The sequence below is a fragment of the Pseudomonas sp. NPDC087336 genome (assembly GCF_044744285.1).
Classification (GTDB): Bacteria; Pseudomonadota; Gammaproteobacteria; order Pseudomonadales; family Pseudomonadaceae; genus Aquipseudomonas.
The window spans coordinates 197,307-209,171 of the sequence record NZ_JBIUYA010000004.1 but is presented as its reverse complement, the minus strand read 5'-3'; the positions used below and the strand labels follow the sequence as shown (position 1 = coordinate 209,171).

The following is an 11,865-nucleotide window of genomic DNA, read 5'->3' as shown; positions in this document are numbered from 1 at the left end:
CTGACTGTCGACGGGTTCTACTGCGGACATCTAGGCCTCGACCATGAACGGCGCAGGGTCGCCGCAACCGACACGGATCACTTCCGGCTCGCCATCGGCGAGGTTGATCACGGTGGACGCCTTGATCCCGCCGAAACCGCCATCGATGATCAGGTCCACCTGATGCTCGAGCAACTGGCGCATTTCGTAGGGGTCGGTCATCGGATCCTCAAAGCCCGGCATGATCAGCGTCACGCTCATCAGCGGCTCGCCTAGCTCTTCCAGCAGCGCCAGGGCAATCGGGTGGCTCGGCACCCGCAGGCCGATGGTGCGCTTCTTCGGATGCAAGAGCAGGCGCGGGACTTCGCGAGTGGCGTTGAGGATAAAAGTGTAAGGGCCCGGAAGATGGGCCTTGAGCAGGCGGAAAGTGCCCGTGTCGATCTTCGCGAACAGTCCCAGTTGTGACAGATCGCTGCATATCAGCGCGAAGTTGTGCTTTTCGTCGAGCTGACGCAGGCGGCGAACGCGTTCCACGGCGACCTTGTCGCCGATCTGGCAACCGATTGCGTAGGAGGAGTCTGTGGGATAAATCACCACCCCGCCCTTGCGGATGATCTCGACAGCCTGCTTGATCAGGCGCGCCTGCGGGTTTTCCGGATGAATCTGGAAAAATTGACTCACATTCTCTACCTGTTCAGACGGCGGCAATAATTGGGTCATGTTTGAATCGACACCACAGTGGTGGCAGATCCTCCGGGAGCGGGCGGTATTCACCGATCTCGGACCAGCCTCCAGGGCCATGAAAATCACTGCCGGCGCTGACCAGCAGACCGAACTCGCGGGCCAAAATCGCGAGACTGCCCACTTGCTCGGCAGGTTGATGGCCATTGACCACCTCAATCGCGTGGCCCCCTGCTTGAATATAGTCGGCAATCAGGCGGCGACGCTTGCTGCGAGTGAATTCGTAATGGCAGGGATGGGCCAGACTGACCCAGGCCTTGGCCGCGCGCAGGGTTTCGACGGTGTCTTCCAGGGTCGGCCAGTGTTGCTTGACGTCCCCCAGCTTGCCGGCACCCAGCCATTTACGGAACGCTTCGGCGCGATCCTTGACGAAACCTTCGCGCACCATCCAGTCGGCAAAGTGCGGGCGGGCCGGTGCGTTGCCGCTATCACCCAGGGTCTGCTGGATTTCCCGGGCGCCTTCGAGCGCACCCGGCATGCCCTTGAGCGCCAGTTTGCGGCTGATTTCCTCGGAACGTAGCCAGCGACCATCGCGCAATTTTGCAATCGCCTCGACCAACGGCGCGGCATTGACGTCGAAACCGTAGCCCAGCACGTGAATGGTCGCGCCGCCCCAGGTGCAGGACAACTCGACGCCGTTGACCAGTTGCATCCCCAGCCCATTCGCGGCGTGACGGGCCTCGTCGAGGCCTTCCAGGGTGTCGTGATCGGTCAAGGCCAGGACCTGCACGCCTTTCTCGAACGCACGCGCGACCAGGACAGCAGGCGCCAGGGCGCCATCGGAGGCCGTGCTATGGCAGTGCAGATCAACATTCACAGGGCTTTGTAACCTCAAATCAGCTGGCGCTATCGCGCGCCCATATGTTTGTTATTATGCCGCCACATCCTGCTTCTGGCTGCCACTGTGAAACAATTCATCGATTTCATCCCGCTCCTGCTGTTTTTCATCGTCTTCAAAATCGATCCACGGGTCGTCGACATTGCCGGCCACGAGGTCACTGTAGGCGGTATCTACAGCGCCACCGCGATGCTGATCATCAGCTCCCTGGTGGTCTACGGCACGCTGTTCATCAAACAGCGCAAGCTGGAGAAGAGCCAGTGGCTGACGCTCATCGCCTGCCTGGTCTTCGGCAGCCTGACCCTGGCTTTCCACAGCGAGACCTTCCTCAAATGGAAAGCCCCGGTGGTCAACTGGTTGTTCGCCCTGGCTTTCATCGGCAGCCACTTCATCGGTGACCAACTGCTGATCAAGCGCATCATGGGCCACGCACTGAGCCTGCCGGAGCCGGTCTGGACGCGCCTGAACATCGCCTGGATCGCGTTTTTCCTGTTTTGCGGCGCCGCCAACCTGTTCGTCGCGTTCACTTTCCAGAGCTACTGGGTCGACTTCAAGGTCTTCGGCAGCCTGGGCATGACTTTGCTATTCCTGGTCGGCCAGGGCATCTACTTGTCCCGCCACCTGCACGACGCCGATACCACAACGCCGAAAACCGAGGACTGACATGCTTTACGCAATCATTGCCACAGACGTCGCCAACTCCCTGGAAGCCCGCCTGGCCGCACGGCCTGCACACCTGGAGCGCCTGCAAGCGCTCAAGGGCGAAGGCCGCATCGTATTGGCCGGCCCGCATCCGGCGGTCGACAGCAATGATCCGGGAGCAGCGGGTTTCACCGGCAGCCTGATCGTCGCCGAATTCGACTCCCTGAACGCCGCACAGGCCTGGGCCGACGCCGATCCGTACATCGCCGCAGGCGTCTACGCCAACGTTCTGGTCAAGCCGTTCAAGCAAGTCCTCCCGTAACCTCCCCTTGCGCGGTGAACCTTATCGGTTCATCGCGTTCTCAATCGCTCATTAATCTCGTTTGCCTGCCGACAAACTCCCCAATATCCGTATTGGAATCAGGAGTCGCGATGCGCAAAGGTCCGTTGTGTCTGATGTTGGTCACGTTGTCGATCGTGGCGCCCGCCCACGGTGAAGAAGCCGCCGAAGGCGCGAACTCCACGCCGCTGTCCTTGAGCGCCGGCAGCCAGATCAACGAACTGCAGCAACGCTTGAAGGAAAGCGAGCGGCAACGAGAAGAACTGAGCAAACAATTGAACACTGCCGATGGCGAACGCGAAAGCGCCCAACTGGTCCGCTTGCGCCAGGAGAATCAGCGACTCAAGCTGCAACTTCGGGAACTGCAGGCCGGCAGTTCGATCCCGCGCTGGTTGACCGATCAGCAACAGTGGTTCGTCGTTGGCGCCGGGGTGGCGCTATTGGCCCTGCTCTGCGGTATCTTCGCCAGTGGGGCGAGTCGAAAACGTCGACAATGGCTAAATTGAGTGATCCATGAGCGAGTTGTTACTGATTGATGATGACCAGGAGCTGTGCGAGCTCCTGGGCAGCTGGCTGAGCCAGGAAGGGTTTCAGGTGCGCGCCTGTCATGACGGCCAGAGCGCCCGTCGCGCACTGGCCGAAGCTTCCCCGGCGGCCGTGGTGCTGGACGTGATGTTGCCCGATGGCAGTGGACTGGAACTGCTCAAGCAGCTGCGCAGCGATCACCCCGACTTGCCGGTGCTGATGCTTTCAGCCCGCGGCGAACCCCTGGACCGTATCCTTGGCCTGGAACTGGGCGCCGACGACTACCTGGCCAAACCCTGCGACCCACGGGAACTGACCGCCCGCCTGCGCGCCGTGTTGCGCCGCAGCCATCCCGCGGCGGTGTCCAGCCAGATGGAACTGGGCGACCTTTGTTTCAGCCCGGTGCGCGGCGTGGTCAGCATCGATGAACAGGAGTTCACCCTGACGGTATCTGAAAGCCGCCTGCTCGAAGCCCTGCTCAAGCAGCCCGGCGAGCCGCTGGATAAACAGGAACTGGCGCAAATCGCCCTCGGCCGCAAGCTGACCCTGTACGACCGCAGCCTCGACATGCACGTCAGCAACCTGCGCAAAAAGATCGGCCCGCATCCCGATGGCCGCCCGCGCATCGTGGCGCTGCGTAGCCGTGGCTATTACTACAGCCTCTGACCCAACGCCCCCCTGCAGGAGCTGGCTCGCCAGCGAAGCTTTTGGCGCACATGAGGACGCCTTCGCCGGCAAGCCGGCTCCTACGAGGTTTGGTTTTGTCAGGTCACCGGCAATCCGTCTTTACCCAAGCTTTACGTACCGCTGACCGCCGTTGACCTTGAACTGCGTAATCTGCACACATCCGGAACGTACCGGGAATGAGACAAGGAGATTCACCATGCGCAAGACTCTTATCGCTCTGATGTTCGCCGCCGCCCTGCCGACCGTTGCCATGGCCATGCCTGAAGGCGCAGGCCCGATGGATGACTCGCACCACGGCGGTCAGATGCACGGCATGCACGGCATGCACGGTAAAGGCCCGTACAGCCAGCTGGACCTGAGCCGCGAACAGCGCGAGCAGATCCGCAAGATCATGGGCGAGCAGATGCATGAACGTAAGCAAGTGGTCGACAAGTACCTGGAAAAACTCTCGCCAGCCGACCAGAAAGCCATGAAAGATGAAATGGCCGCCAACCACAAGAAAGCCGAAGCCGAGGTGCGTGCCTTGCTGAAACCGGATCAACAGAAGAAATTCGACGAGATCCAGAAAAAACAGGCTGAACGTCGCGCCGAGTGGGCCGAGTTCAAGGCGTGGAAAGCGCAACAGGCCCAAAAAGCGCAATAATGCGCTAACCCCAAGACCCAACGGTTCATCACCGTTGGGTCTGACCCCACGCAGTACATTGTGTTTGCTTGAGGATTTTCTGTGCGTTCATTGTTCTGGCGGATCCTGGCCAGCTTCTGGCTGGCCATCGCCCTGGTTGCAGGGCTCTCCATCCTGCTCGGGCACATGCTCAATCAGGACGCGTGGATTCTCAGCCGCCACCCGGGCCTCAATACCCTGGCCGAGCAATGGACGCAGACTTACGAATCCCAAGGTGAGGACGCCGCGCAGGATCTTCTGCAGGAGCGTAAACACCAGTACCACATCGACGTCCAGGTGCTCAACGAAAGCGGCGACCCAGTGGTTCGCGGCACCTTCCCGCGCCGCGCGGCGGCGTTTGAAGCGCGGCAGAACAACGATGACCGGCGCCTGCCATGGCGGCGCCTGACCGATGAGTTTACCAGCGAAAAAAGCGGTGACACCTACCTGTTCATCTACCGGATTCCACACCCGGAACTCAACGCCTGGCACCGTGAAAGCCTGCTCTGGCCGTTGAGTGCGCTGGGGATCGCGTTGGTGGTGCTGACCCTGTTCAGCCTGCTGGTGACCTTCTCCATCACCCGCCCGCTCAGCCGTTTGCGCGGCGCGGTGCATGATCTGGGGCAAACCACCTACCAACAGAACAGCCTGGTCAAACTGGCCAATCGCCGCGACGAATTCGGCGTGCTGGCTAACGATTTCAATCGCATGGGTGCGCGCCTGCAAAGCCTGATCGGCAGTCAGCGACAATTGCTGCGCGATGTGTCCCACGAACTGCGCTCGCCCCTCGCTCGCCTGCGCATTGCGCTGGCACTGGCCGAGCGGGCCACGCCGCAGGAACGGGAAAAACTTTGGCCGCGCCTGACCCGCGAATGCGACCGCCTGGAAGCGTTGATCAGCGAAATCCTCGTGCTGGCACGGGTCGACGCCGATAACGCCAGCGCCGAAGACGTGGATCTCAACGCCCTGCTCAATACCCTGCAAAAGGATGCGCAACTGGGCTCACCCGATCAGCTCGTGCACCTTGAAGCGCAGACGCAACTGACCCTCAAGGGTTGGCCGACCATGATCGAGCGCGCCGTGGACAATCTGCTGCGCAACGCCCAGCGCTTCAACCCGGTGGGCGGCCTGCCGATTGAAATGCAGGCGTTGCGCCAAGGGGATCGGATTGTGGTGACCGTGCGTGACCATGGGCCGGGGGCGGACGCTGAACATTTGAGCCAGCTGGGTGAGCCGTTCTATCGTGCGCCCGGGCAGACGGCGCCCGGGCATGGCCTGGGACTGGCGATCGCCCGGCGTGCGGCGGAGCGGCATGGCGGAAGCCTGGTGCTGGCCAATCATCCCGAAGGCGGGTTCATTGCCAGTCTGGAATTGCCGTTAGTACCTGGAGTCGCCGCTTAAGTGATCGTTCCCACGCAGAGCGCGGGAACGATCTTTACGCGGCTGGCCAGGCGCTGACGAACTCGGCCAGATCAACCTTCTCCGCCACCCGGGGTTCTTTTTGCGGCGTGCCAAGGTACAGGAAGGCAATCACCTCTTCGCCCTCAGCCAAACCCAACCCCTTGGCCACATGCGGCGAATAGGCCAGGTCACCGGTACGCCAGACCGCGCCAATGCCTTGCGCATAGGCTGCCAGCAAAATCCCGTGGGCCGCACAGCCTGCCGCCAGCAGCTGTTCGGACTTCGGATACTTGACGTGCTCCTGCAACCGAGCGATCACGACCACCACCAACGGCGCCCGCAGCGGTCCGTTACGCGCCTTGTCGATGGCTGCTTCGGTGACTTCAGCGTCCTGCAACTTCGCCGCTTCGGCCAGCAACTCGCCCATTTGCTCGCGCGCCGCGCCTTCGACCGTCAGGAAACGCCAAGGCTGCAAATGGCCGTGATCCGGGGCGCGCATGGCCGCGCCAAACAGCACTTCGCGTTGCGCCTGGGTGGGTGCCGGTTCGATCAGGCGCGGGACGGAAACACGGTTGAGCAAAACGTCGAGAGCCTGCATCGGCCACCTCCAGAAAAAATTGTGCGGCTATTCTAGCTGTAACTACTGAGGCAGTGCGGTTTACATGCCCCGCCCCGCAGGTAGAATGGCGCCCTCCTTACTTCATCCGAGCGGATTTCATGGCGTTGCCGACCTTACGTCTCATTGGTTTCATCATCGGCATCTTCCTGATAACCCTGGCCATCGCCATGGTCGTGCCCATGGGTACGCTGGTGATCTTCGATCGCACCGGCGACCTGCCGTCGTTCCTCTGGGCCAGCATGATCACCTTTGTCGCCGGCCTCGCCCTGGTCATTCCCGGGCGTCCGGAGCATGTCCATCTGCGACCACGGGACATGTACTTGCTGACCGTCAGCAGTTGGCTGGTGGTGTGTATCTTCGCCGCGCTGCCCTTCCTGCTGACCCAGCACATCAGCTACACCGATTCGTTCTTCGAAAGCATGTCCGGGATCACCGCCACCGGTGCGACGGTGCTCAACCGCCTGGACGACATGTCCCCCGGCATCCTGATGTGGCGCTCGCTGCTGCACTGGATCGGCGGCATCGGGTTTATCGGCATGGCGGTGGCGATCCTGCCGCTGCTGCGTATCGGTGGCATGCGGCTGTTCCAGACCGAGTCGTCAGACCGCTCCGAAAAAGTCATGCCCCGCTCGCACATGGTGGCGCGCCTGATCGTGGCGGCCTATGTCGGTATCACAATTTTCGGCAGCCTGGCGTTCTGGTGGGCCGGGATGAGTCCGTTCGACGCGATCAACCATGCGATGTCGGCGATCTCCACCGGCGGTTTCTCCACCTCGGACCAGTCCCTGGCCAAGTGGACGCAGCCGGCGGTACATTGGGTGGCCATTGTCATCATGATTCTCGGCAGCCTGCCGTTCACCCTGTACGTGGCGACCCTGCGAGGTAACCGCAAGGCGTTGATCAAGGACCAACAGGTCCAGGGTTTGCTCGGCATGCTGTTGGTGACCTGGCTGGTGCTCGGCACCTGGTACTGGTGGACCACCCAGCTGCATTGGCTCGAAGCGTTGCGACATGTGGCGCTGAACGTGACGTCGGTGGTCACCACCACCGGTTTCGCGCTGGGGGACTACAGCCTGTGGGGAAATTTCTCGCTGATGCTGTTCTTCTATCTGGGCTTTGTCGGCGGCTGCTCCGGCTCGACCGCCGGCGGGATCAAGATTTTCCGCTTCCAGGTTGCCTACATCCTGCTCAAGGCCAACCTTAACCAGCTGATTCACCCGCGGGCGGTGATCAAGCAGAAGTACAACGGCCACCGCCTCGATGAAGAGATCGTGCGCTCGATCCTGACCTTTTCGTTCTTCTTCGCCATCACCATCTGCGTGATCGCGCTGTTGCTTTCACTGCTCGGGGTGGACTGGATGACCGCCCTGACCGGCGCCGCCAGCACCGTGTCCGGCGTCGGCCCGGGGTTGGGCGAGACCATCGGCCCGGCCGGCAACTTCGCCTCGCTGCCGGACGCCGCCAAGTGGATTCTCTCGTTCGGCATGCTCCTGGGCCGACTGGAGATCATTACGGTGTTTGTGCTGTGTATTCCGGCGTTCTGGCGTCACTGACCGGCGCAAGTGTTCCCGTCAATCGCGCCCGGTACTCGCCGGGCGTGGTGTCGAACCAGCGGCGGAAGGCGCGGAAGAAATTGCTCGGATCAGCGAACCCCAGCAGGTAGGCAATTTCCAGCAGGGTCATGGTCGGTTGCGCCAGGTACTGCTCGGCCAGCTCACGACGGGTGTCGTCGAGCAACGTCTGAAAACTCGTGCCCTCCTCCTGTAAACGCCGTTGCAAGGTGCGTTGCGACAGGTGCAGGGTCTGCGCCACCGTATCGCGCTTGGGCTCGCCCTGTGGCAGCAATCGGCACAATACCTGCCGCGCCTTGTGCGTGACCCGGCTTTCGGAAAACCGCGCCAGGTATTCGCCGGCAAAGCGGTCATGCAACAACGCCATGGCCTCGTTGGCCGTCGGCAGCGGCGCTTCCATGTCTGCGCGTTCGAAAATCAGCGCATCGTAGGGCGCGTTGAACACCAGCGGCGCATGGAAGGCTTGTTTGTAGGGTTCGAGATTGACCGGTTCATCGCCCTGCACCAGCACTTTGCGCGGGTGCAGCGTGCGCCCGGTCAGCCAGCCGCACAGCGCCAGGGCGCACGCCAGCGAGGCTTCGGCGCTTTGACGGGTGGGTGGCAAATGGTCGCCATGCACCGTCAGAATCAGCGCATAGCCCTCATCCAGCAGGCGGAAGCTCAGGTCGGCGCTTTCGGCGATGATCCGCTGATAACGCACCAGCCGCTTGAAACCCTCGGCCAGGGTCTGGCTGGACATCAAGGCGTAGCCGGTCACATGAAACTGCGCAGGTCGCACCACCTTGCCCATGTTCAGGCCGATTGCCGGGTTACCGGACAGTTCAACCGCCCGTTGCCACAGTCGTGTCATGGAATCTTGCGGGAAGCGCGCATCCGGATCATCCAGTGCCGCGTAGTCGAGCCCCAGCTGCTTGAACAGAACCCGGCAATCCAGGCCGTCCATTTCCAGTGCTTTGACAATCCCCATCGCCCAGCTTGCAGAAGTCGTTCGTTCGCTCATGGCGTCTACTGTCTTGGTGAGCCGTCTGTCGCGGCGAGTTTTCCGAAGGATACTAAAGTGGCGCCTATTGTCACTGGCTGGCGCCATTGATCACTCTAGACTCAAATAAGCTACCCGCCGAACAACTTGCAGTCAGAACAATAACCACAGAGATCGCAGTCGTGGAAAACGTCAAGCGTTTCAACAGCTTCGCTGAGTTCTACCCGTATTACCTCAGCGAACACAGCAACAGCACCTGCCGACGGTTGCACTTCATCGGCACCACGCTGGTGATTTTCATTGTGGCGCTGACCATCGGTCGTGGCGCCTGGATGTTGTTGTGGGTATTGCCGGTGGCGGGTTACAGCTTCGCCTGGGTCGGGCATTTTTTCTTTGAGAAGAATCGTCCTGCGACCTTTCAGCACCCTTTCTACAGCCTGCTCGGCGATTTCGTCATGTACCGCGACATGATCCTGGGACGCGTGCCGTTCTAGACCACCAGAGGATTGCCGATGAATGCCAATGCCCGTTTTACCCACATGAAGGATGGTACGCAGGAAGACTGGGCGATCATTGCCGCGGACTTCAGCGCCTACGCGCGTCAGTTGCCGATACGGATCGTGGCGCACCTGAAGCTGCTCGAAGGTGACTTCGGCGGATTCCCCGTGGACCGCTTGACCCACTCGCTGCAAACCGCCACCCGCGCCTGGCGCGATGGCTGCGACGAAGAGTACGTGGTCTGCGCCCTGCTCCACGACATTGGCGACACCCTGGGCTCCTATAACCACCCGGACATCGCCGCCGCGATCCTCAAGCCTTTTGTCAGCGCCGAGAATCTGTGGATGGTGGAAAAGCACGGGATTTTCCAGGGCTACTACTTCTTCCATCACCTGGGCATGGATCGGCACCTGCGCGAGCAGTTCAGCGACCATGCGCAGTATCAGGCAACCATCGAGTTCTGCGCGAAGTACGATGCCGCAGCCTTTGATCCGGCGTATGACACGCTACCGCTGAGTTTCTTCGAGCCGATGATGGAGCGCTTGTTTGCGCAGCCGAAGAATTCGATCTACAAGGCGGCGATGGAGGAGTATTCAACCGTTTAAGATCTTTTGATTTTGCTCTTCATGCAGGCTCGGCAACTTTCACCGACCTCAACTGCGCTTCCCGCGCCTGGGCATCGGCCAGGCGATACAACTCGATCGTGCCATCCCAATGCTCGATCAACGCCGTGCACGACTCCACCCAATCGCCGCAATTGAGGTAATCCACCTCGCCCACCTTGCGGATCTCGGCATGGTGAATGTGCCCGCACACCACCCCATGCAACTCGCGCTTGACGCACTCATGGGCAATGGCCTCTTCAAAATCGCTGATGAAACTGACCGCGGTCTTCACCTTGTGCTTGAGGTACGCCGACAGCGACCAGTAGCCGTAGCCATAACGGGCGCGCCAATGGTTGAGCCAGCGGTTGAGGGTCAGGGTGAATTCGTAGGCCGAGTCGCCGAGAAACGCCAGCCAGCGGTGGTAGCGGGTAATCACATCGAACTGGTCACCGTGAATCACCAGCAAGTGCCGGCCATCGGCGGTCACGTGCACCGCTTCGTCCACCAACTGGATGTTACCCAGGATCAGTTTCGAATAGCGGCGCAGGAACTCGTCATGGTTGCCGGTGACGTAGATCACCTCGGTGCCGCGCTTGCTCATGGTCAACAGGCGCCGGATCACATTGGTGTGCGCCTGGGGCCAGTACATGCCGCCGCGCAGTTTCCAGCCGTCGATGATATCGCCGACCAGGTAGATCTTGTCCGCGTGATAGCCCTTGAGAAACTGCGACAGGTGCTCGGCCTGGCAATCGCGCGTGCCCAGGTGCACGTCGGAAATCCACAAGGTGCGCACACGTTGCTTACGACTGGGTTTGGCGAGCTCGGCGCTGGTCATGGGCGACCCTCAGGACAAGTTTTGGCAAGCTTGACCCGGTCGGGTTAATGACCCATGACAGCCGCAAGTCAGTCCTGTGACAGCGCGCACAAGCCGTGTCGGTGTAGACTGCGACCTGACTCATCAACCCTGCAATGAGCGCCTGTAACGAGAGCCTGTAACGAGAGCCACGATGAGACCGATCCTTACCCTGCGCCAGTACACCCATGACCTGATCGTCCACAGCCATGAGCACGCGCAACTGGTATTCGGGCTGTCGGGTGCGCTGGATTTCGAGGTCGACGGGCGCGGCAGTCAGGTGGTCCAGCAAAGCTTCGTGGTGATTCCCGCAGGTTTTCACCATGCCTGCGGCAGCCCCAATGGCAGCCGATGCCTGGTCCTGGACGTGCCCGGCGATCAATGGCTTGGCCAGTCCCTGGGTGATCATGCCGATGCCAGTCGACGCCTGCTCGACAACGCCGGTCGCTTGTCGCTCGATACGGGACAGAGCCAGTTGGTCGAGTGGCTGGCCAACAGCCAGGTCGATGACCCGGTGATTGCGCAACAGGGCGCGGTGCTGTTGCTGGCCAGTCTCAACAACGCCAGGCCCGACCCGGTCGGTGGCCGGCGCCTGCCCTACGCCGCATTGAACGCGCATATTGACCAATACGCCGCCTACCCGCTGCAAGTCGCCGACCTGGCCCGCGTGGCCGGTCTTTCCAGCGCCCGTTTGCATGCACGGTTCGTGGCCGAATGCGGACAGACGCCGATGGACTACATCCGCAGCCGACGCCTGCACAAGGCCGTGGGATTACTGCGCAATTCGGCGCTGCCCATCGGCGAGATTGCCTGCCGGGTCGGCTACAGCTCCCAGAGCGCCTTTGCCGCCGCGGTCCTGCGCGAGTTCGGTGTATCGCCGGGCAAGTTGCGGCGCGAGGCTGGCGACAAATAACGCGAGCCTGGCG

At 61.4% G+C, this 11,865-nt stretch carries 15 protein-coding genes; 10 read left to right on the top strand and 5 right to left on the bottom strand.

The genetic code is table 11. The features are described from left to right. Window positions 1-30 precede the first annotated feature (30 nt). Window positions 31-660, bottom strand: coding sequence for an L-threonylcarbamoyladenylate synthase (locus ACIO0C_RS05930; RefSeq protein ID WP_401309049.1), 630 nt, complete (start codon window positions 658-660; stop codon window positions 31-33). Window positions 661-673: 13 nt separating this feature from the next. Beyond that, on the bottom strand, window positions 674-1,537 hold the full coding sequence (locus ACIO0C_RS05925; RefSeq protein WP_401309046.1) for a PHP domain-containing protein: 864 nt from the start codon (window positions 1,535-1,537) through the stop codon (window positions 674-676). 87 nt (window positions 1,538-1,624) lie between these two features. On the opposite strand from ACIO0C_RS05925, the gene ACIO0C_RS05920 reads away from it, so the two are divergent. From ACIO0C_RS05920 to ACIO0C_RS05895, 6 genes are all read left to right on the top strand, one after another. Next, window positions 1,625-2,221: a septation protein A gene (locus tag ACIO0C_RS05920; protein ID WP_008055521.1), complete on the top strand. Its 597-nt coding sequence runs from the start codon at window positions 1,625-1,627 to the stop codon at window positions 2,219-2,221. A 1-nt stretch (window position 2,222) separates the two neighbouring features. Continuing rightward, a complete protein-coding gene (locus tag ACIO0C_RS05915; protein WP_401309042.1) occupies window positions 2,223-2,522 on the top strand; it encodes a YciI family protein in 300 nt (99 codons plus the stop codon). A 110-nt stretch (window positions 2,523-2,632) separates the two neighbouring features. Next, on the top strand, window positions 2,633-3,046 hold the full coding sequence (locus ACIO0C_RS05910; RefSeq protein WP_401309039.1) for a translation initiation factor 2: 414 nt from the start codon (window positions 2,633-2,635) through the stop codon (window positions 3,044-3,046). Window positions 3,047-3,053: 7 nt separating this feature from the next. Then, window positions 3,054-3,731 (top strand): response regulator transcription factor, encoded by a 678-nt coding sequence (locus ACIO0C_RS05905; protein ID WP_401309037.1) that lies wholly within the window; start codon window positions 3,054-3,056, stop codon window positions 3,729-3,731. 217 nt (window positions 3,732-3,948) lie between these two features. Beyond that, the gene (locus ACIO0C_RS05900; RefSeq protein ID WP_401309034.1) at window positions 3,949-4,395 is read left to right on the top strand and encodes an LTXXQ domain protein; all 447 of its coding nucleotides are present in this window, start codon (window positions 3,949-3,951) and stop codon (window positions 4,393-4,395) included. 81 nt (window positions 4,396-4,476) lie between these two features. Next, window positions 4,477-5,814 carry a sensor histidine kinase gene (locus tag ACIO0C_RS05895; protein ID WP_401309032.1) on the top strand — a complete coding sequence of 446 codons (1,338 nt, stop codon included), beginning with the start codon at window positions 4,477-4,479 and terminating at the stop codon, window positions 5,812-5,814. Between the two features lie 34 nt (window positions 5,815-5,848). Here ACIO0C_RS05895 and ACIO0C_RS05890 read toward each other — a convergent pair whose 3' ends face one another. Next, complete coding sequence (locus ACIO0C_RS05890) at window positions 5,849-6,412, bottom strand: NAD(P)H nitroreductase (protein WP_401309029.1); 564 nt, start codon at window positions 6,410-6,412, stop codon at window positions 5,849-5,851. Window positions 6,413-6,531: 119 nt separating this feature from the next. Here ACIO0C_RS05890 and ACIO0C_RS05885 point away from each other — a divergent pair, with 119 nt between their 5' ends. Further along, complete coding sequence (locus ACIO0C_RS05885; protein ID WP_401309027.1) at window positions 6,532-7,986, top strand: TrkH family potassium uptake protein; 1,455 nt, start codon at window positions 6,532-6,534, stop codon at window positions 7,984-7,986. On the opposite strand, the gene ACIO0C_RS05880 is transcribed toward ACIO0C_RS05885, so the two are convergent. Beyond that, complete coding sequence (locus tag ACIO0C_RS05880) at window positions 7,943-9,004, bottom strand: AraC family transcriptional regulator (RefSeq protein WP_401309025.1); 1,062 nt, start codon at window positions 9,002-9,004, stop codon at window positions 7,943-7,945. The two genes, ACIO0C_RS05885 and ACIO0C_RS05880, sit on opposite strands and share 44 nt — an antisense overlap. Before the next feature lie 161 nt (window positions 9,005-9,165). On the opposite strand from ACIO0C_RS05880, the gene ACIO0C_RS05875 reads away from it, so the two are divergent. Then, window positions 9,166-9,477, top strand: coding sequence for an Mpo1-like protein (locus ACIO0C_RS05875; protein ID WP_401309022.1), 312 nt, complete (start codon window positions 9,166-9,168; stop codon window positions 9,475-9,477). A gap of 18 nt (window positions 9,478-9,495) precedes the next feature. Next, window positions 9,496-10,086: an HD domain-containing protein gene (locus ACIO0C_RS05870; protein WP_401309020.1), complete on the top strand. Its 591-nt coding sequence runs from the start codon at window positions 9,496-9,498 to the stop codon at window positions 10,084-10,086. A 19-nt stretch (window positions 10,087-10,105) separates the two neighbouring features. Here ACIO0C_RS05870 and ACIO0C_RS05865 read toward each other — a convergent pair whose 3' ends face one another. Further along, complete coding sequence (locus ACIO0C_RS05865) at window positions 10,106-10,921, bottom strand: UDP-2,3-diacylglucosamine diphosphatase (RefSeq protein ID WP_401309017.1); 816 nt, start codon at window positions 10,919-10,921, stop codon at window positions 10,106-10,108. A gap of 172 nt (window positions 10,922-11,093) precedes the next feature. Here ACIO0C_RS05865 and ACIO0C_RS05860 point away from each other — a divergent pair, with 172 nt between their 5' ends. Next, complete coding sequence (locus ACIO0C_RS05860) at window positions 11,094-11,852, top strand: AraC family transcriptional regulator (protein WP_401309014.1); 759 nt, start codon at window positions 11,094-11,096, stop codon at window positions 11,850-11,852. Window positions 11,853-11,865: the final 13 nt, after the last annotated feature.

Coding starts and splice junctions, on each gene's coding strand:
- ACIO0C_RS05915 (WP_401309042.1), top strand. CDS start 2,223: ATGCTTTACGCAATCATTGCCACAGACGTCGCCAACTCCCTGGAAGCC.
- ACIO0C_RS05910 (WP_401309039.1), top strand. CDS start 2,633: ATGCGCAAAGGTCCGTTGTGTCTGATGTTGGTCACGTTGTCGATCGTG.
- ACIO0C_RS05905 (WP_401309037.1), top strand. CDS start 3,054: ATGAGCGAGTTGTTACTGATTGATGATGACCAGGAGCTGTGCGAGCTC.
- ACIO0C_RS05900 (WP_401309034.1), top strand. CDS start 3,949: ATGCGCAAGACTCTTATCGCTCTGATGTTCGCCGCCGCCCTGCCGACC.
- ACIO0C_RS05890 (WP_401309029.1), bottom strand. CDS start 6,412: ATGCAGGCTCTCGACGTTTTGCTCAACCGTGTTTCCGTCCCGCGCCTG.
- ACIO0C_RS05885 (WP_401309027.1), top strand. CDS start 6,532: ATGGCGTTGCCGACCTTACGTCTCATTGGTTTCATCATCGGCATCTTC.
- ACIO0C_RS05880 (WP_401309025.1), bottom strand. CDS start 9,004: ATGAGCGAACGAACGACTTCTGCAAGCTGGGCGATGGGGATTGTCAAA.
- ACIO0C_RS05870 (WP_401309020.1), top strand. CDS start 9,496: ATGAATGCCAATGCCCGTTTTACCCACATGAAGGATGGTACGCAGGAA.
- ACIO0C_RS05865 (WP_401309017.1), bottom strand. CDS start 10,921: ATGACCAGCGCCGAGCTCGCCAAACCCAGTCGTAAGCAACGTGTGCGC.
- ACIO0C_RS05860 (WP_401309014.1), top strand. CDS start 11,094: ATGAGACCGATCCTTACCCTGCGCCAGTACACCCATGACCTGATCGTC.